26 protein-coding genes are annotated in these 18,300 nt (G+C 37.3%); 14 read left to right on the top strand and 12 right to left on the bottom strand.

Translation table 11 applies throughout. The features are described from left to right. Positions 1-79: 79 nt before the first annotated feature. The gene (locus M2419_RS00320; protein ID WP_182331526.1) at positions 80-421 is read left to right on the top strand and encodes a helix-turn-helix domain-containing protein; all 342 of its coding nucleotides are present in this window, start codon (positions 80-82) and stop codon (positions 419-421) included. A gap of 186 nt (positions 422-607) precedes the next feature. Here M2419_RS00320 and M2419_RS00315 read toward each other — a convergent pair whose 3' ends face one another. Together M2419_RS00315 and M2419_RS00310 are read right to left on the bottom strand one after the other, a co-directional pair. Continuing rightward, on the bottom strand, positions 608-802 hold the full coding sequence (locus tag M2419_RS00315; protein ID WP_159732639.1) for a hypothetical protein: 195 nt from the start codon (positions 800-802) through the stop codon (positions 608-610). A 3-nt stretch (positions 803-805) separates the two neighbouring features. After that, positions 806-1,108, bottom strand: a complete 303-nt coding sequence (locus M2419_RS00310) for an SDR family oxidoreductase (RefSeq protein WP_235033004.1) — start codon at positions 1,106-1,108, stop codon at positions 806-808. Here M2419_RS00310 and M2419_RS00305 point away from each other — a divergent pair. Next, positions 1,063-1,203 carry a helix-turn-helix domain-containing protein gene (locus M2419_RS00305; RefSeq protein ID WP_159732672.1) on the top strand — a complete coding sequence of 47 codons (141 nt, stop codon included), beginning with the start codon at positions 1,063-1,065 and terminating at the stop codon, positions 1,201-1,203. The genes M2419_RS00310 and M2419_RS00305 overlap by 46 nt on opposite strands. A 152-nt stretch (positions 1,204-1,355) precedes the next feature. On the opposite strand, the gene M2419_RS00300 is transcribed toward M2419_RS00305, so the two are convergent. Next, positions 1,356-1,817: a MaoC family dehydratase gene (locus M2419_RS00300; RefSeq protein WP_120333731.1), complete on the bottom strand. Its 462-nt coding sequence runs from the start codon at positions 1,815-1,817 to the stop codon at positions 1,356-1,358. Between the two features lie 316 nt (positions 1,818-2,133). Between M2419_RS00300 and M2419_RS00295 the strand changes: the two genes are divergently transcribed. After that, the gene (locus M2419_RS00295; RefSeq protein ID WP_159732645.1) at positions 2,134-2,472 is read left to right on the top strand and encodes a YtxH domain-containing protein; all 339 of its coding nucleotides are present in this window, start codon (positions 2,134-2,136) and stop codon (positions 2,470-2,472) included. Positions 2,473-2,670: 198 nt separating this feature from the next. Here the strand turns inward: M2419_RS00295 and M2419_RS00290 are convergent, their stop codons facing one another. Beyond that, positions 2,671-3,018, bottom strand: a complete 348-nt coding sequence (locus tag M2419_RS00290; protein WP_075993094.1) for a helix-turn-helix domain-containing protein — start codon at positions 3,016-3,018, stop codon at positions 2,671-2,673. Between the two features lie 125 nt (positions 3,019-3,143). On the opposite strand from M2419_RS00290, the gene M2419_RS00285 reads away from it, so the two are divergent. The 9 genes from M2419_RS00285 (at position 3,144) to M2419_RS00245 (ending at position 8,392) form a co-directional block, all read left to right on the top strand. Next, entirely contained in the window at positions 3,144-3,938 is a 795-nt protein-coding gene (locus M2419_RS00285; RefSeq protein WP_259254003.1) for an SDR family oxidoreductase, read from the top strand. Between the two features lie 10 nt (positions 3,939-3,948). Next, entirely contained in the window at positions 3,949-4,239 is a 291-nt protein-coding gene (locus tag M2419_RS00280) for a DUF1330 domain-containing protein (protein ID WP_159732651.1), read from the top strand. Positions 4,240-4,265: 26 nt separating this feature from the next. Further along, entirely contained in the window at positions 4,266-4,589 is a 324-nt protein-coding gene (locus M2419_RS00275; RefSeq protein WP_075993091.1) for a hypothetical protein, read from the top strand. Positions 4,590-4,600: 11 nt separating this feature from the next. Beyond that, complete coding sequence (locus tag M2419_RS00270) at positions 4,601-4,816, top strand: hypothetical protein (RefSeq protein ID WP_259254002.1); 216 nt, start codon at positions 4,601-4,603, stop codon at positions 4,814-4,816. Between the two features lie 395 nt (positions 4,817-5,211). Next, positions 5,212-5,508, top strand: a complete 297-nt coding sequence (locus tag M2419_RS00265) for a hypothetical protein (protein ID WP_259254000.1) — start codon at positions 5,212-5,214, stop codon at positions 5,506-5,508. 6 nt (positions 5,509-5,514) lie between these two features. Then, positions 5,515-6,195 carry a DUF421 domain-containing protein gene (locus M2419_RS00260; protein ID WP_159732657.1) on the top strand — a complete coding sequence of 227 codons (681 nt, stop codon included), beginning with the start codon at positions 5,515-5,517 and terminating at the stop codon, positions 6,193-6,195. A 283-nt stretch (positions 6,196-6,478) separates the two neighbouring features. After that, complete coding sequence (locus M2419_RS00255; RefSeq protein WP_159732661.1) at positions 6,479-6,946, top strand: hypothetical protein; 468 nt, start codon at positions 6,479-6,481, stop codon at positions 6,944-6,946. Between the two features lie 33 nt (positions 6,947-6,979). After that, positions 6,980-8,119 carry a hypothetical protein gene (locus M2419_RS00250; RefSeq protein WP_159732663.1) on the top strand — a complete coding sequence of 380 codons (1,140 nt, stop codon included), beginning with the start codon at positions 6,980-6,982 and terminating at the stop codon, positions 8,117-8,119. Positions 8,120-8,185: 66 nt separating this feature from the next. After that, on the top strand, positions 8,186-8,392 hold the full coding sequence (locus tag M2419_RS00245) for a heavy metal-binding domain-containing protein (protein WP_159732666.1): 207 nt from the start codon (positions 8,186-8,188) through the stop codon (positions 8,390-8,392). 525 nt (positions 8,393-8,917) lie between these two features. Here M2419_RS00245 and M2419_RS00240 read toward each other — a convergent pair. The 5 genes from M2419_RS00240 to M2419_RS00220 all read right to left on the bottom strand — a co-directional run bounded on the left by M2419_RS00240 (position 8,918) and on the right by M2419_RS00220 (position 12,194). After that, positions 8,918-9,856: a proline dehydrogenase family protein gene (locus tag M2419_RS00240; RefSeq protein ID WP_159732702.1), complete on the bottom strand. Its 939-nt coding sequence runs from the start codon at positions 9,854-9,856 to the stop codon at positions 8,918-8,920. A 15-nt stretch (positions 9,857-9,871) separates the two neighbouring features. Next, positions 9,872-10,276 (bottom strand): NUDIX domain-containing protein, encoded by a 405-nt coding sequence (locus M2419_RS00235; RefSeq protein WP_075993047.1) that lies wholly within the window; start codon positions 10,274-10,276, stop codon positions 9,872-9,874. Between the two features lie 93 nt (positions 10,277-10,369). Beyond that, positions 10,370-11,155 carry a PhzF family phenazine biosynthesis protein gene (locus M2419_RS00230; RefSeq protein WP_259253998.1) on the bottom strand — a complete coding sequence of 262 codons (786 nt, stop codon included), beginning with the start codon at positions 11,153-11,155 and terminating at the stop codon, positions 10,370-10,372. A gap of 30 nt (positions 11,156-11,185) precedes the next feature. Further along, a complete protein-coding gene (locus tag M2419_RS00225) occupies positions 11,186-11,551 on the bottom strand; it encodes a DUF4406 domain-containing protein (protein ID WP_228280216.1) in 366 nt (121 codons plus the stop codon). Positions 11,552-11,612: 61 nt separating this feature from the next. Continuing rightward, positions 11,613-12,194: a Crp/Fnr family transcriptional regulator gene (locus M2419_RS00220; protein WP_159732705.1), complete on the bottom strand. Its 582-nt coding sequence runs from the start codon at positions 12,192-12,194 to the stop codon at positions 11,613-11,615. A 314-nt stretch (positions 12,195-12,508) separates the two neighbouring features. On the opposite strand from M2419_RS00220, the gene M2419_RS00215 reads away from it, so the two are divergent. Then, positions 12,509-13,468 (top strand): Rpn family recombination-promoting nuclease/putative transposase, encoded by a 960-nt coding sequence (locus M2419_RS00215; RefSeq protein WP_259253997.1) that lies wholly within the window; start codon positions 12,509-12,511, stop codon positions 13,466-13,468. 107 nt (positions 13,469-13,575) lie between these two features. On the opposite strand, the gene M2419_RS00210 is transcribed toward M2419_RS00215, so the two are convergent. Then, entirely contained in the window at positions 13,576-14,370 is a 795-nt protein-coding gene (locus M2419_RS00210; protein ID WP_259253996.1) for a hypothetical protein, read from the bottom strand. Positions 14,371-14,820: 450 nt separating this feature from the next. On the opposite strand from M2419_RS00210, the gene M2419_RS00205 reads away from it, so the two are divergent. After that, the gene (locus M2419_RS00205) at positions 14,821-16,854 is read left to right on the top strand and encodes a right-handed parallel beta-helix repeat-containing protein (RefSeq protein ID WP_159732393.1); all 2,034 of its coding nucleotides are present in this window, start codon (positions 14,821-14,823) and stop codon (positions 16,852-16,854) included. A 74-nt stretch (positions 16,855-16,928) separates the two neighbouring features. Here the strand turns inward: M2419_RS00205 and M2419_RS00200 are convergent, their stop codons facing one another. Beyond that, positions 16,929-17,285: an NINE protein gene (locus M2419_RS00200; RefSeq protein WP_159732396.1), complete on the bottom strand. Its 357-nt coding sequence runs from the start codon at positions 17,283-17,285 to the stop codon at positions 16,929-16,931. Between the two features lie 276 nt (positions 17,286-17,561). Further along, positions 17,562-18,140, bottom strand: a complete 579-nt coding sequence (locus M2419_RS00195) for a hypothetical protein (RefSeq protein ID WP_159732399.1) — start codon at positions 18,138-18,140, stop codon at positions 17,562-17,564. Positions 18,141-18,300: the final 160 nt, after the last annotated feature.

The raw sequence follows: 18,300 nt of genomic DNA, 5'->3' as shown, positions 1-18,300 counted from the left end.
CTTAAATTTCTGTTCAACAAAACTATTGGATATTCAATATATATTTACTATTCATTACCTTTAGGAAAGTAACTATCATATGAGCAATAAAAATATTGATAAAGAAACGATATTGGCATTAAAAGATGGCATTGAATTGCTCAGTGGCAAATGGAAATTTTGTATCCTGCACAATTTGCAGCAACACGGCACAATGCGGTTTAAAGATCTGCAAGAGATGGCTCAGGGAATATCCCCAAAAGTTCTATCCAAGGAACTTCAGGAATTAGAAGACAATTTGCTGATTAGTAGAACAGTTAATGATACCAAACCTGTGACCGTTTCTTATACGCTTACCGCCTATGCTAAAGAAACGGAGGAAGTTGCCAATGTTTTAATTAAATTTGGTCTAAAGCATAGAAATAAAATTAAAGCAAAATGAGGCTTATATCTTAACAGCTCATTTGACTTTCCGCTTCATAGAATGGTGTATTGTCGTCTCTCTCCAGACGTTTTTCAATGCTCCGCTTTCATTAAAATACCTCCGTTCCAATTTCTCGAGACCTTCGCGAAATATAGCTCTGCGGAAATATACATTTCTTCACTGTCGGTCGGCGGCGTCTTATCCTTACCACTTTGATTCAGGTCTTAAAGCGATGGAGGCGACACAAATACCGTCTTCTTGATCCGCAGGGAAATATGCTGATGGATGAGAGTCATCGAGACGAAGCCCCCGTATTCGGAGATGAACATTTCCGACCAGAAATCGATAGAGGAGCGCTGAGAGATCTAATCGACGGACTGCTTCCTTGTGGCGTTTCAAATGTTAATTCCAAGATTCTGCCAGTTCAGTAGCTGCATAAGCACCCATTTGTGCATACCCGCTCACAGAGACTCCAGATGAGATAAGAACAATGGAATCTCCTTCTGATAAATGAGGGATTAATTTTTGCAAAGTAAAGAATAGTCCTTTGACATTGATGTTGTAAAGGTCGTCAAAAACCTCTTCGGTTGTATCTTCAATTGAATATTGCTTTGCTATTCCCGCATTCAGTACAAGCACATCCACTTTGTTTCCGCTAGCTGCAACTGTGGATAGTTCTCGACACGCAACCCGTAACGGTTCAATATCAACTAACAGAATACGGCTTGACGCTAAAAAAAATCATCAATACCCTGGCCGAATGGGGAACTGAACATCGAAAAGTGATTGTCGGGAAGTAATTGATGAATTGTCGATAAGAGACCATAAAAGATTATCGGAAATCTATAAAAGGAGAGCGTGCTAAAAATGGCGGCCCTTGCATTTTGTTGTAATTTTTACACTTAGGTAAGGGCGTTCTTGATAGCGTTGCTGATAATGAAATATACCGAGTTTAGGTATTGAAATGATATAGGAATACTACATCCCCGATATAAGCTGGCTTAATTTGATTCTTGATAACAAGTTTAGCCTCAATAGTCACTTTTATTGTTCCGCGAAGGTTGCAGATGGATTTTGCGGTTGCTTGGAGTTGAACTTCACTATCTACAGGGACAGCTTGTCCAAATCTAAAATTTTCTATTCCATAATTGATTTCCATTTTCACGTTTCTAACATCTGCAATCTGCTTCCACAAGTAGGGAATTAATGATAGGGTCAGATACCCATGTGCAATAGTTGAAGAAAAGGGACCTTCCTCTTCGGCTTTTTGTTTGTCGACATGTATCCATTGATGATCGTGCGTCGCATCCGCAAACAGATTGATCTGCTGTTGGTTAATTACGTGCCAATTGGAAACCCCGATGAGTTTGCCCTCGTAGGCCTTATATTCTTCAAAATTGTTAATAATTACCATAAACTTCGGTTAGTCTGTAATAGCTGATATAGGACAAGTTTAAATAAATGGATGTTAATATCATAATTTAATAACTTATAAACTTCCTAAATATTGTTGATAAACAATATTCAGGCAGAAATTAAGCCAAGGGAAGCTTAAACGCCATTCTATTTTGGGAATCAAAGAATCTATGAAGTGACAGGTCTAAGTACGGTTAACGATTCCGATTATTACCTAAACTTAGTTTTTATTTCGAAGACTGGTTAAGTTGGTATGTTAATTGTATTTTTTGACTGTATAGAATTAATTACAAACCACTTAATATAAAACTACCATGTTCAACAACAAAGATAATAAATCAGGCTTAGTTCTTGGAATGCTGGCAGGTGCTGCTCTTGGAGCACTTGTAGGACTATTATTTGCTCCAGAAAGTGGAGAGGAAACAAGAAAGAAAATAAAGAAAAAGTCAGATGATTTAAAGGATCAGGCAAAGAATAAATATGGAGAACTTAGTGACGCCGTGAAGGATCAGTTTAACAATGCTTCTGCGAGTGTTAAAGAGACGGCAAGTAATGTCGCTAATTCGGTGACCGATGGTTTTGATAAACTGAAAGGTCAGATTACATCTCAAGCAGAAGATGCTCAAGAGAAGGCCGAGCCAAAATCAAAATGATGTTAAAAAGCAGTACTTCCTTTCCATCTTATTAAAAGAAGAACGGAAATTGCAATACCGCATTAAAACAACGATGTTTTTTGTGGGACAAACCTTTTTTAGCGTATGTATATAAGTCGATTCTAAACGAAGAATCGACTTTTTTTTGATATTTCGCAAGCCATTTTTTTTGGATTTCCCTCGGGGAAATTGAACGTTTTATTTCAAAATTACTTTCCTTAGACGCTCCTGATGCTCATCACCCCAATTTCCTAGCGCAGAAATTACAGGGATTAAAGTTTTCCCAAATTCAGTAAGACTGTATTCCACTTTAGGTGGTACAACAGGGTAAATAACTTTTGCAACCAATTCGTGCTCTTCAAGTTCTTTTAGCTGAACATTTAGCACTCTTCGTGAAGCATCCGGTATTTTGCGCTGGAGTTCGCTTGGGCGTTTATACCCTTCATTGATAAACCACAATAATCGTATTTTCCATTTACCATAGAGAACTTCACCAATCAGGTCTAAACCACAGTTGAGACTTAAAGGTATTTTCTTTTCGTACATATTCCAAAATTAAGTCAATGTTCGAAAATATACAATATGGGATAAATTTATCCCTATGCAATTCGTTTTTCCGTACTTGTGTAAACTGTTTATAGGTCGGAAATTTGTATAAAAATATTTCAATAATGGAACATATAGTTGATTTCAACAAGGAGTTATCGGGTAAATTTGCTTTGGTGACAGGTGGTACAAAAGGCGCGGGAAAGGTAATAGCTGAGCGCTTGTTAAATGCAGGCGCAACGGTGATTATTGCGGCAAGAAATGCCCCTAAACAAGCCAACGACAAGTTACATTTTATTTCTGCTGATCTAAGCCAATCTGCCGGAACCAAAAAAATAGTTACAGAAGTTCTTCAAAAATTTGGAAGGTTGGATATACTCGTCAATAATCTGGGCGGTTCAGATGCACAAGGCGGAGGTTTTTCAGTATTGAGCGATGAAGATTGGGAAAAGGCTATTCATACCAATCTGCTTGCGCCGGTCCGTTTAGACCGAGGCTTTTTGCCTCACATGTTGGAGAAGGGAAATGGTGTCATTATTCATATCGCTTCCATACAAGCTAGGTTACCACTATATGATTCAACTTTACCTTATGCGGCAGCAAAAGCAGGATTGCTAAATTATAGTAAAAATCTATCAAATGAAGTCTCACCGAAAGGGGTACGAGTTTTAACTGTTTCGCCGGGCTGGATACAGACAGACGGTGCAACGGGAATGATGCAGGAAATTTCGGAGCGAACCGGTATTAGCGTTGAGGAAGCAATTCAACAGGTCATGAACAGCCTGGGAGGAATACCTTTTGGCAGGCCGGCAAAACCCGAAGAGGTTGCGGAATTGGTCGGTTTTTTAGTATCACCACGAGCAGGATATCTCACCGGAACCGAATTTGTAATCGATGGCGGGACAATACCAACCGTTTAAATTTAATCATATGCCAGCATACATAATATTTACAAGAATCACAACTATTGATCAAAAAGAGCTAGAGAAATATTGGAGCCTGATTGGAGAGACTATGAAGGGGCACCCAATTGAAGTTCTTTCTCCTTATGGAGACTTTGAAGTTCTCGAAGGTGATCAGATCCAGGGAGTCGTTGTTGCTAAATTTCCAAATATGGAATCAGCAAGGAAATGGTATTTTGGCAAGCCTTACCAGAAGGCCGCAGCACACCGCAAAGCGGGGGCAATATATAATGGAGTTCTTGTGGAAGGAATTGTATAGGTTAAAAGTAACTAAAATAAGAAATCATGGAATTACCAAAAGTGTTAATAGATTTAGTGGCAGCACAAGCGAGCTACAATAGTGTTGCATATGCCAAGTGTTTCACCGAAACAGCAGTAGTTTATGATGAGGGCAAAATGCACAATGGACGAAAAGAGATCGAAAAATGGATTTCAGATGCAAACAAAAACTATAAGTCAATTATGAAGCCTATCAGCTTTGAGAAGAATGAGGATCAAAGTATTTTGAAAGCGGAAGTCTCAGGTAATTTTCCTGGAAGCCCTATTGTATTGAGTTACCGGCTCAATATTGTTGGTAATCAAATCCAATTTCTAAAAATTACAGGTTAAGGGGAAAATTTATGGACCAAAGGGTATCGGCGGTATTTATGAAGGATGGGTTGATCTGGAGTGTTGGTGAAACTGATATGTCAGAAACAGATGTAAGAACTATTTCCCAAGAGGTCTGCATAGATAAGAGAATATATTTCTTAAATGATCAAAGCAGGCAAATGTATGCCTGCTTTGAATTTGACCTTTTCAGTATTCTTAAATACTGCGGAATAGTGCTGCTGTAACTATGTTTCTATCGTCGAGAATAAAAGGTGCTGTATTGACGGAGGATTTTCCCCATCTGCCTCGAAGATATCAACCTTTGTTTGTAGCAACCTATCGTCTTAAATTATCAGATGCTCGGGGAAAACATTTTGTACTTTCTTTTTCAGCTTTTCAAATACCTGAAAATCAGTGTCGCTTACAGGGATTAAATGATTTTTCCCGATTGGGCAGGCGCATTATCCTGATCGCAAAATAGGGTAAAATAACACTGACAAATAAAGAGTATAAAATGTCTTCATTCTGCTCAAGGCGGAAGGAAAAGTGATATGAAGGGCTTCCCCCCAAGAAGGAGTAGTCCCAGATTTCAGCAGACAGGTCGGTAAGGGACTCTTTTAATTGTTCCCACGAAAAAGAAATGTATTTGACCGCTTACCTTTCTGAGGTTCCGAGACCTTTATTTTGGAAAGAAAAATTAAGCAAATACGGACACGACATTTTGTTTCGTTATTATTCAGGTGAAGAAAGACAACCAGAGCAAGTTCCTTATCCAGACTATCAAGGTTACTATATACAACTTGCGGACAGAATTAGCTCGACACCATTGAAGATTGATACCTTATGTAGTTGTTTTTGCCAAGTGATGAACTATTGCGACCGGAGGAATGTTTTAGGATTAAATGGCGGAGGCCACATTAAGATTTTTGGATTTTAAAAGGTTATGGTTGATATACAAAAAATATTTGCAGAGGGGGTGGAAAGCTCCTTTCTTGTTGAAATAGGAGCGAGAACAATTATAATGTTTATTCTAATACTGATCATTCTAAGGCTCTCGGGTAGAAGGGGAGTTCGGCAGTTAACTCTTTTTGAGGTTGCGATTATAATCAGTTTGGGCTCAGCTGCTGGAGATCCAATGTTTCAAGAAGAAATACCAATCTTTCATTCGATTGTTGTCTTTATATGTGTAATCTTTGTCTATAAGTTGATAACCTGGATTGCCTCCCGATCAGAGAATATTGCCCATTTATTGGAAGGTAAAGTTTTACCTGTAGTAAAGGATGGCGTATTTGATATAAAACATGAAAATGATAATACCTTTTCGCGTATGGAATTTTTTTCTGAACTGAGAAATTTAAATATCGAACATTTGGGACAGGTTAAGGAAGGGATTCTAGAAGTTGATGGAACGCTAAGCGTTTTATTTTATGCTGATAGTGATGTGAGGTATGGGCTGCCATTATTCCCGTCATCTTTCAAAAAGGTTGATGTATTCAGTGCTGAAGGGCCATTCGCATGCATGTATTGCGGCCATGTCGTATTTAGTTTTGAGAATGATTCCAAGGCATGTCCAAGATGCAATAAAACACAATGGAGCAAAGCCTTGAATTCAAAAAGAGTTTAAAAGAAATAATACCATGTATTAATTAAACAAATCATAGGGTGATACAGCTCGTGGCCGTTTTTATTCGAAGCCATTCTTTGAATAGAAAAACTTAAGATTGGGCAGCAGCATAATGAATTCAGGGTGCCATCGATGTGGAAAAAAAAGCAAATGGCCACGAATCGTTATTTATTGCCAGCGAATTGTAATCCATTCAATTTGCTATAGATTTTACAGCTAAATTTGTTTGGTAAATGAAGCTGAAATCTTAAACAATAATATCAACATTTTAGCATCCTGACAAATGAATAAAGTAATATTAATTCCATCGATTTTAATTTTAAAGCTATCTGCTTTAAGGAAGATGCTTGCCGGCATCTTTTTTTTATTTTTCTTTTTAATTCCAATCAGTAATGGTTTTGCACAGACATGGATCAATATTGAACTTGAGCAAACCGAATACGATGATGCTACTGATAAAACCTGTTTAAAGGAAACGGGAGAGCCTTTAAACGGGAATTATGCGATAAAATTTAATGGTTTCCAAACCAATTTCGAGCCATTTACAGATGGTTTTAAAAATGGGGAGGCCAAAGTTTACAGACATAAGAAGCTGGCAGAGAGGGGTACATATCTAAACAACCTTAAGGAAGGTGTATGGTTTTACTATAAAGAAGATGGAACAATTCGTAAACGGGTTATTTATAAAAAAGGGAAAACAGAACCTTTTGGTGATCGGAGATTAAGGTGGGAAAGATCCAGTAAAAAGTAGTGTTTTGCCTGTTATTAAAAAAGAATAAGAATCATGAAGAAATTATCATTACTAGCTGTTTTACCCTTTGTTATGTGTTGCAGAAGTCAAGAAAAAATAGATTTAGCAAACTTGAACTTAAATGAGCCGATTGAACAAATCAGTAAATTTGAGGATCGATTATTGGTCGGCGTTGAGACTGTAGAGTATCCCTTCAGTCTGTTGCTGGAGGTTGAAAAATCACAAAGGTATAGTTTCGATGGAATTGATTTAGCAGGGCAGCGGATTATTTTTCAAATCAATTCGGAAACATTAAAAACAGATAGTATTACACGTCTTGGCGGTGGACATATTGATCTCAAACAAGCCAAAACCGCCAGTGAATTAGAAGAATCTTTAAAACGATACGCTGCTGATGATAAAATATATGGCGTAAGAATTGAGCTCAAGACGCAACAGCTAAAGGCGAGTATTTTAAAGAAACTAGAGGTAAAATATGGCAAAGGGACAAAAAATCCAAATACCGACCATGGTTTATACTGGAATTTAAAGCCCCAAAATAAATTTATTTTATACGCGCCAGACTACGATAGGTTAATCATTTTGAACAACACAAACTTGTCTAAAACGTGTTACTGGGATATCATGAATGGTTTAATTGATTTTGGCGGATGCAATAATGAAAAATATATGGCTGACTTGCTAAAAAATGCGACCAAACCGGAAGATGTTAGAGACAAACCCACGCTGAAAATTGATAAGAACTGGAATATAAACAATTTGATTGTTGGCAAAACAACGGAAGAAGAATTTACGAAATCTCCTATAAATAAGCGTTTTGAACGAGTGACAGAAATTGATGGCACTACCGGAAAAACCAACGAGATCTATTATCAGAATACTTATCATGATTTCAATCTTTTTTTTGCTGTCAGTAAAAGTGATCCGGAGAACCAAAAGGAAAACACTATCAATGGTTACGCCATCAACGACTTTAGAAAGGTCAACATCTCATTTGAAAATAACTTAAAACCAGGCTTACAATTTGAAGAAGTGCTTAAGTTGTTAGATAAGCTTAAAATAATTTATCATCCGGTGGATTTTGCCAATTATATTGAAATCAAAACGCCCCCTTATACAGTAACCCTGAATTTTAACGAAAGTATGTTGCTTTCCGGAATGTTTGTTAAATAGCTTTCTCATATAACATTTGGCCGATTGCTTGGGTATTGACTTTGCCCGATTGAACAATAGAACGCTATGATAGCAACCCCAACAAATTCCAACCTTCCAATAGCTACCAATATTGTCATCGGCACCACTGCCTTTAGCGATATAGCAGCGAGCTATGTCGATTTCTTTGGCGGTCGCTCTACCAGCTATGAGAAGAAGATGCAGGAAATGTACAATCGTCTCATAGAGACGCTCAAGCAACATGTCCAGACAATTTTTGCGATGCTATTATAGGGCTATGATAGGCTTAATACATCCGATTACATATAAAAAATGGGAAACCCTAAATATCTTTACCGTATACAATATTGCTAATATTGTTAGTAATATTGTAAAATGAAACCGCTAGAAATCTTTTGCCGAAATCGGGTAATGTACGCTCAAATTACCGTGCATGATAAAAGCATGGGCATGGAAGATTATCATCTTTACAACAAAAATGGTCTTGCTTTTTATGTTTTCAGGAAATGGATGTAGATTTTCGCAATGGCGTAAAGGAGGTTAAATGACTATTCGATCAAGTTTTTATGAACTTATTGCGCTTTTAGCTTTATTTATTAATGTTGGTTTTGTGCTGTCTGGAAAGATTTTGTCTGCAGCTTCTAAACTTCTTTTTTATGTCCTGTGGGAAAGTGAGCGATTCGAATTGATCCTCATTTTTCATTTGAAAAATTTGAGCTGTGCAATAATTAAATTAATGAAATAAAGTTTGTGTTAATAGAAAATTCATCGTTTCGATGAACTTTCTATTACTAATTGTTATTTTGATTCGACAATATCCTGCAATGCTCTGAACAAATTTAATGGATATTCAGCTAATCGGTTGCAGAGATAAAGGTACCATTCCTGACCGTAAACGAAATAGAGTTTTGTTGGATAGCCTTCATCTTTCAATTGGGCCAACTGATCGGTTTGGATTCCGAAAAGACTTTCAAACTCGTAGAGTTCTTTATTTGGTTTTAGCGTATCTATAAGTTTTTTTACTTCCTGTTGTATTTCATGATGATGGGTTGCGATGGAACAGGGGTGGCCTTTTGAAAGTAGCTGTTCGACAAAATAAATATAGCGGTCATTGAGTTCCTGTCCACGTGGTAGGGACAGTCCTTTAGCAGTTTCAAATGCTCCTTTTACGATACGGATACGTCCCCTTTCATTACACATTGCTTCAAAATCATCAGTTGTCCGATGGAGGTAGGCTTGTAAGGTAATGGACAGGTTGGCATACTTCTTTGAACCATTTTGATAGAGTTTCAAAATGCGGTCAGTTCTGTCTGTTCCTTCAGCACTAATAATAACTTCCCTGTCCTTTGCTGTTTCACATATTTTAGATAAGTGCTCATAACAAAGACTTTCAGAGACTTCTAGTCCAATGTGCGAAAGGTCCAGTGAAATCGTGGAATTGAGATTTTTTTGCTCGATTGCTTTGCAGATATCCAAAAATTCATCCGTCGCTTTTGCCGCTTGCATAATAGATCGAGTGCTTTCACCCATATACTCGATCGAACACTTAAAACCGGTATCATTTGAATCTTGTACTTTTATTAAAGTTTCCGAAAGATTTTCACCGCCAATGTATCGGTCAGCGGCTTTCTTCATTAGCTTGTAGAGTGCTTCGTTATTTAAAACATAAGCTTTTGCATCTTCATTTAATGCAGCTTTCCTTAATGCTTCAGCACCGATTGATAGTAATTGTTCCATCTAATAATATTAAAATTAATGTATAAGCTTCAAAGCATTTAACTTATCCAATATGATCTTTACAACAGCTGATGTTCGATCCCTATCCTGATAGGTTATCCATTCCAATGATGCTATTTCATTTGTCGGTTCAGGATTTCCGGAATAATCAGCAAAATAACATGTCATCCTTACTGATATACCATCAGTTTTACCATCGGCAAGAGCCTCGAAAGTTTCAAAATATTGCACTGAATCTTCTTTGATTTGGACATTAAGTTCCTCATGAATTTCTCTTTTTAAGCATTCTAAATCTGTTTCACCAATTTCTCTCTTGCCTCCAGGTAGATATAGCTTTGATTTTGAATGGGAAAGAGCTGTTAATACTTTCTTTTCAACTATACAGATTAAAGCAACTTTGTCAATAATGTTATCTTTCATCTTATAAAATTAATAAATTTTAAATGGGCTGTCCGCCAGCCTTTGTGTATGTGCCTTCAGATTGATTTTAAACTGTTTTTATTGACAATGAAATTAAATCCAAAAGCGTCCAACAGAATATGTTCTTGCCTTACCAGCAATAATTACGCGATCAGGCTTGTTTTCACAATACAACTTTCCACCTCTTTCTGATAATTGCAGGGCTAAAAGCTTATCCTTTGTTAATCTTTTTGCCCAGAATGGTATAAGCGAACAATGCGCTGAGCCAGTAACTGGATCTTCAAGAATAGAAGACTGTGGGGTGAAAAATCTTGAAACAAAATCGCTCTCCGTACCTGCTGCTGTTACTACTACGCCTCCCGGATCAAGATTGATTAGGTCAAAAATGGATCTGTCAATTCTGATGTTTTTTATATCCTGCTCAGATTCATACAACAGTACATAATCTCTAGATTTGAGGACCTCTTTTGGCTTGATATTTAATGATCTCTCAATAATATCGGGCAGGGCAGTAGGTTCTGGCATTCTGGAAGGAAAATCCATATAATAAACACCATCTTCTACATCTACTTTTAACGGTCCCACCTGGGTTTCAAAAATGATTCTTTTTTTTTGATAACTCAGGTGTGCAACTAAACAATGGGCTGTTGCAAGGGTTGCGTGCCCACATAGATCCATTTCAATCTCGGGCGTAAACCATCTCAGGTGTATAATATCACCTTTATCGATAAAAAATGCTGTTTCCGCAACCGCATTTTCACGGGCTATTTTTAAAAGTGTTTCGTCGGGTAACCAGTTTTTTAAAGGTACAACGCATGCGGGATTACCATGAAATACCTGTTCTGTAAAAGAATCGACTTGATATATTTCTAACTCCATAAAGTATATTTTTTGTTAGTAAAAATTTGGTTAAAGAAGCTCCGATACGGGAATTTCTTCTACAGAATGATAAATTTTCAGTCCTCTTTCCTGGGCTAACCGTACATCTTGATCAGCTCCTTTTGATTCTCCTTTGATTCGCAATACGGCATCGCATTTCTCGAGCATCCGATGTGCTATGGGATATTGGACTTCATTCCACTGCTGATCTCCAACATGTGTTGATCCTGCTAATTTTATCAATGGAAGTGCCATCCATTCACCAATGAACGGTATATGCCCTTTTCTAAAGATTTCTAAAGCAAATGATTCAAGGTTGTCCAGGTTCTTTTTCATTAAAACCGGATCATCGTTAGTGCCACCTCGATAAGGGCCCGCAATTAATATTAGCATCATATTTACATTCTTTAATTACTGCAAATTAAAGGTGTCCAAACTTGAAAAAAAATAAACTACTTTAAGACTTCCGCTTTTTTCGCTTGATCATACTTAAAAACTCAGGTGTGATTCCTAAATAGGATGCAATTTGTTTTTGCTTCACTTTATTGGCAACATCAGGATATTTGTTCAGGAATATGTCAAAGCGTTCTTCGGCGGTTAACGAGAGATTTTGAATCACACGCAATTGTTCCCTTATATAGGCATTTTGCATCAAGATCCTAAAAAAACGTTCAAATTTTGGTACTGTTAAATAGAGTTTTTCCAGATCATTTTTTTGCAGCTGATAGATGATGCTATCTTCAATAGTGTCAATGGTAAGCATGGCGGGAAGTACATTTATAAAGCAGTACATATCTGTTATCCACCAGTCTTTTATGGCAAACATAATAGTCGATTCTCTGCCGGACACATCAAGGTAGAATGCCCGTAATGCTCCAGTATCAACAAAATAAATGGAATTACATAATTGCCCCTGAGTTAATATCATGCTTCTACGCGGTACTTTTACTTTTTTTAATACCTTAAGAAATTGTGCAACTTCATTATCGTCTAATGTTATGTGCTTAGCAATATTCTCCAAAATTAACCCATGTTCCATTCTTATTCTATCTTAATCAAATGTAGTGATTTTTGTTTTTTTGTTCAGCTTATTATATTGGAGATTTCGATACCATTGACCATCCAGATTCAACATCCGGTTACCATTCAATACGGATAATTTTGACCATTTGAATTTGTATTTTATCTAAAGCGTTAATAAGATAATGTGGGGAGCTGCTATTAAGACAATTTTTCAGCTCGTGCGATTGACTATCAATATAAGTTACTTGTCTACTTATGTTATTTACTAATTATTTTAGTATTTTTCAATTTATTGTTGTATATTTGACTGATAACCAATTAATAAATATTATGGCTAGATTAAAAAAACATTTGGGTAGGTATGTAGATCCACGTACCGATTTCGGTTGGAAATTTTACTTTGGTAGGGAGGACAACAAAATCTTACTGATTGAGTTTCTCAATAGTCTATTTCATGGAGAGAAGATAATTTCGGATCTAAGATATAAGCCTGTAGAACATGATGGTGATTATGAGGAAATGCGTCGTGTTGTATTTGATTTACATTGTATTGGCAGCGATGGTGAGGTTTTCATCATTGAGATGCAGCAGCTCTTTCAAGAATTTTTTAAGGACCGTGCAGTGTACTATACCTCACGTCTCATCAATAAACAATTAGCGCGAGGTAAGAAGGGGAGTGATTATTACCTACCGGAGGTTTACTTTATTGGTATTTTGGAGTTTGACATGGATAGAAATGGAAGTTCTGGTATATCCCGTGTCACAGAGCGGCCTTATTTCTATGATGTTGCGCTGTGTGACAAATTGACCAAAGAAATATTCTATGATAAATTGGGATATAAAATGATTTCGCTTCCATTATTTAATAAACAGCCAGAAGAACTAAAGACAGTTATGGATCAGTGGTTGTACTTACTTAAACATTTGAGTACTATGGATAGATTGCCATCATTTTTGGATAAAAGAATATTTGGTCTTATCTTTGAGATAGGAGAGATAGGTAAATTAACGGAGGAGGAGCTAATGTCATACGAAGCAAGTTTAAAACATAAGCGTGATGCTGAGAGCGTATTTAATTCGGCCAAGAAATCAGGAGAAGCTTTAGGTCACGCTAAAGGTCTAGCAGAAGGTAAAGCCAAAGGTCTAGCAGAAGGTAAAGCCAAAGGTCTAGCAGAAGGAGAGCGTAAAAAAGCTCTTGAGACTGCTAAAGCATTTAAGGAAATGGGGCTACCTATAGCTGATATTGCTAAGGGCACAGGACTTTCTGTCGAAGAGGTCGAAAAACTCTAAGTTTCTTTATTTTGGATGACTGCCCCCCAGTAGATGAAGGGCACGAGCCGATTAAATTGGTTGACACAGTTTATGTTACACTCTCCCGTTATATGCTGTGCTTCCTGTCATTCTGTTGTCGGTAATAGTTTGTCCGCTAAATATTGTTTCCATTTTGTCCCGGTAAACTCGCAATTTCCGCTTTTGATTTGAGCATTAGGAAAGTCTGCAAGAATTGCTGTTAAGTCGTTCCAAACATCTTTCAATTCATCGTCCTTGTTTTCAAAATTCAAACTAAATTTTCCGTTTTCTATTTTTATATGCTTGAGAAAAATACCTTCTTGTGTCGAGCTAATTCTGTCCGCAAGTTGTATATAGTAACCTTGATAGTCTGGGTAAGGAACTTGCTCTGGTTGTCTTTCTTCACCTGAATAATAACGAAACAGAATGTCGTGTCCGTATTTGTTTAATTTTTCTTTCCAAAATAAAGGTCTCGGAACTTCAGAAAGGTCAGCGGTCAAATACATTTCTTTTTCGCTTGTCCAAGGCTTAAATGTTGTTTTTATTAGCTCTTGTTCTTCAATTTCAAGGCTGTTTGTAACAAGTCGAAAAGTCGCAGGTGTAGAGAACTCTAAGCAAATTCCATTTTCAACTTCTTGTGCTTCAATATATTCAATGTAGTTGTCGTCACCAACATTTGCTAGATCTTTGTCAAAAGTCCATTCGTAAATTTTTGATGGAATGATTTTGAAAGGCAAAATGTGTCTTTCTGAATTTGCCTTGTAATTTGCTTTCACATTATAACCAACAATAATTTCAAGCGGATTTTCTTTTATTGCCAAAACGTGTCCGTCTTCAAAATAAAAGTTGTCGGACAACCATTTATCAAGGTCGTTGAATGTATGTATCGTAGTTTTCAGCATAGTATATAATGGTGCGGCGACTTAACGAAGTAACATAGCCATATCGAATATACGAAAGTGGAGCTGTTTTCCCAAGTTGCTTCTTGTAAGTTGTCCGTGTAATGACGGCTTATGTCAATTCTAATCTTAATGTACTATGGTTTCCCATATCCAATCCTACTTCCAAACCAATCCCTTACTGAAGTACAAGGGATCTTGAGCGAATTGCGGGACTTAAAAGCGAAGCTAAGGGCTGCAGGCATATTGGCAAAATAATTAAATAACATATAACAAAAACCTAAAGTGCGGTATTCCAAAAAATATCGCATTTTTCTTTTAAAATAACGGATAGGAACCGTAATCATTTCAACTTTTCGGTATCGTCCAACTACCGCTTACAAAGCCCTATTTTCTCTCAGATCGACCTGGCAGCAAACATACTTTTGCCTATATCATTTAAATCAAAGAAATATGGCAAATCAATTTTTAGTTAAGGAAACTATGGCAGCTATGCAAGGCATATCAGCCATTGAAATCACAGCATTGCAAAACGGTACCTACGAAGGAGTGGAGCTATTAGGCTATTACGAAAAAGGGGATACCCCAGCACCGATCAAGTACTATCTGGCTGCGGCTACTCCGGGGCCTGGGGCAGACGATGGTGGCAGTCTAATTGTAGTTAGTGGAATCGGGCTTATCCATGAATTTTGTGATCGGGTTGATGTGAGTTATTTTGGTGCCATAGGTGGCGTTGTCGATTGTCTTGAAAGAATCAACCGTGCCATTGTGTATGCGCAAAACAATAACGTAAAAATAGTTGAAGTCAGCCAAGATGTGCTTTTAAGTTTGCCAGCGAGCTATTATGGACCAGGTATATTGATGAAGTCACATGTTTATTTGGAGCTCAATGCGACGATCGCTATTCGAACCAATAACAATGACCGGTATGCAATTATATTATTTTCGGAGGTCGTCGATAGCGGTGTGTTTGGTAGGGGGCGTATAACCGGCGATAATGCAACACATATTGAAACTTCGAGTGAGTGGGGGCACGGTATAAATATTGTCGATGGCTGTAGCGATATCAGCATTCAGGATATCACGATTGAAAATTGTTGTGGCGATGGCATATGTATAGGCGGTGCAGAAACTGCCGACGGGGGGAGCATTAATATTTCTGTAGATCATGTAATCGTGGACAATAATGGACGTCAGGGTATTACGGTAACGAAAGGAAGCAACATCAGTATTTCAAAGTCGAGAATCAGCAATACTGGAGTGATTAATGGCAAATTCCCCATGGATGGAATAGACATTGAGCCGAATAAAAATAATAGCGTTTTGAACGTCAATATTTATGATAATACTTTCCTGAATAATGTCGGGCATGATTTCGAAAGCAATTGCATGCGGACAAATACGATGATCGAGAATGTTAATTTTTACAATAATACCATTCAGGTAACTAAACAAAAATCTGCCACAGTAAGCGCTCTAATCAAGGTGAATGCAGAAAGGCTTAAGGATGATATGATTACCAAGAATATCTCCATTAAAAATAATCAGTTATTTTATGAATTTGATGGAGTACCTCAGATTACAGCATTTATCTATTGTTACGGTTCTGCAAAGGTGATCGATATAAGCAGCAATACATTTAAAACCAATCTTGACATCACTTCGATTAAACTCGATACTGTCTTTGATGTTGTGGTTGGCTCTAACTTCTCCTGGCGATCGTTCCACTTTGTGCTATGCCAAACAGAAGTAAAGGGGCTAACCGTGCATGCAAATACTGTTGATACCCTAATGCATGCCATGGTATCCGCTGGCAATAGCTCCAAGATTAAAGTTTATTCCAACACGATCAATAAGCAAATAGGAACTTCGGTGATGGCGTACAATTATAGTAATTGCAGCGATTTGTTTATTTACAATAATAATAGTACCAACTTGAGCATGGGCTTCTTTTCCAATAGTGGCATGTTGTCCAATTGTATTATCAAAGGGAATGTCATTAACAATTTCAACACCTCTGGTAAGGCGAATGGTCCCTGTATTTATGTTACGGGAGTTACTGCCAGTGCCAATATCGTCGTTGAGGATAATACCATATTACAGACAGCGAATGCATTGTCGATCGGTATTCGTGCATCCTTGTCGCTGTCTGAAACCTATATTAAAAATAACATGCTGATCGGACAGTTTGCCCAGCGCGTTTCCAATGAGGTTGGGGCAGCAGTAAAGGTGCTGGATCAGAATATTATATTAGAGGCCAATAATACTGTTCCAGGCTTAGTGAAAAAGTCGGCAGCAGTAGGAGGTTCAGCAAGCCCTTTGCCAAATGCAGTTACAGATTCGGTAGCGGATACACTACCAAAAATTGTCACTGACCTAAATACATTGATCGGAAAATACAATGAGCTTCGCAGTCTGACTAGTGAGGTACGCGGTTCGCTGAATGCCAAATTGGTTGCTGATAGAGCGAGTGGCCAACAGGCATAATTTTTTTGAAAGGCTTATTGCTTCGGTCTCCCTTAACGACCGTTAAGGGAGACTTTTCGATCTATTTTATACCTTTATAGCAGCTTACGTTTTGCATCCTCAAATTCTGCTTTTGTAATCACTCCTTTTTCCATCAATCCATGTAATCGCTCTATTTCAGTCGCAGCATCCTTTTGGGGAATGGGTGAAGTGGGTACATAATTATGAATAATGGGCTGTGAAAAATATACACGGTTATATTTCATATCAAAACTCTCTTTATTCATGGAGAGAAAAACGATAAAATCAATCAAAGCGATAAATGCGGGTATAAGCGTCCAGCAAAAAAGGAGGTAAAGGACACCTAATCCGGTTTGCCCGAGGTAAAATCTATGTGCACCAAATCCTCCAAGGAAAAATGCCATTAAAGCTGCGGTTGTTTTATCTTTCATATGTTATTGATTAATGCGGTTTGTATTGTCTTTTCAAACCTACGGATTGCCTGTTAGGCATTCTTACGGTTTCCCGTAACTAATCCTCTATTCAACCGATATCTTGGCCTTAAATTGTATGTAAGGCTATTTTAATCGTTACTTGGGGGGCAAAATTCAAATGAACAAAAAATCTATGGTTGTAACACAGAAACCGACTCCTAAAATTTATTTAGGACACATGTGGTATGAATTTTTTTAAATCGAAGGTGCTTTCCGTATTCATAAAAAATTTAATCAAAAATTAGTGGTGGTCAGATAGCCCGACGCACGTAATGATTCCAAGATATGGTTTGCCTCAGCTTGATCCATATCATTTGCAAATTTTATGGTTTTAAAACCATATTCAAATCGAATAGTGCCTCTGTTTCTAAAAATACCTAAACTATTCCCCTGGTTCCAAAAAACAAACTCAAAATGTTCTTCCTCAACATGAAATTTCTTCGCTTCTTGTAGATCATAAATCTTATGCCTGAATAGAATATCGTTTTTTCTGGCAATACTTATTTGCTCGCGATCTATTGTAATAATTTCTTTTCCAATGAGGTACCACATCAACGTTTTCATTACAAATAAGCCCGCTGCCATCGAGAGCATCAACCAAACTATAAAAAATATTCCCTCGAAGCTTAAACCGCCAGTGTTATCGGAAAAGTTTTCAAGTGTCGGGGCAAAAAAAATAATTGATTGTATCCAACCAACCAGCCATAAACTAAAAATAATGATAATAGGTAAATGCTTTTTTGCCGGGACAATAATGGAATACCCCGTTGGAGTTTCGTAATGGGTTGCAATATCGCTATATGGCCTTTCCATATTCAATTTGTTCTATAGGTGTACCAATTCAAATGGTCCAATTTTCGATGGCTAATATGCAATAAAAAAACGAATTTCAATATGATAAGGTTTAGAACAAACAGAATGCTGCGTTCTTTCCCTAAAATCATGCATGAAGATATTATAAATCTAAAATTTT

The sequence above is a fragment of the Sphingobacterium sp. BIGb0116 genome, from assembly GCF_024808035.1.
Classification (GTDB): Bacteria; Bacteroidota; Bacteroidia; order Sphingobacteriales; family Sphingobacteriaceae; genus Sphingobacterium; species Sphingobacterium paramultivorum.
The sequence above is the reverse complement of the archived record's forward strand: the minus strand, read 5'-3'. Positions and strand labels throughout refer to the sequence as shown.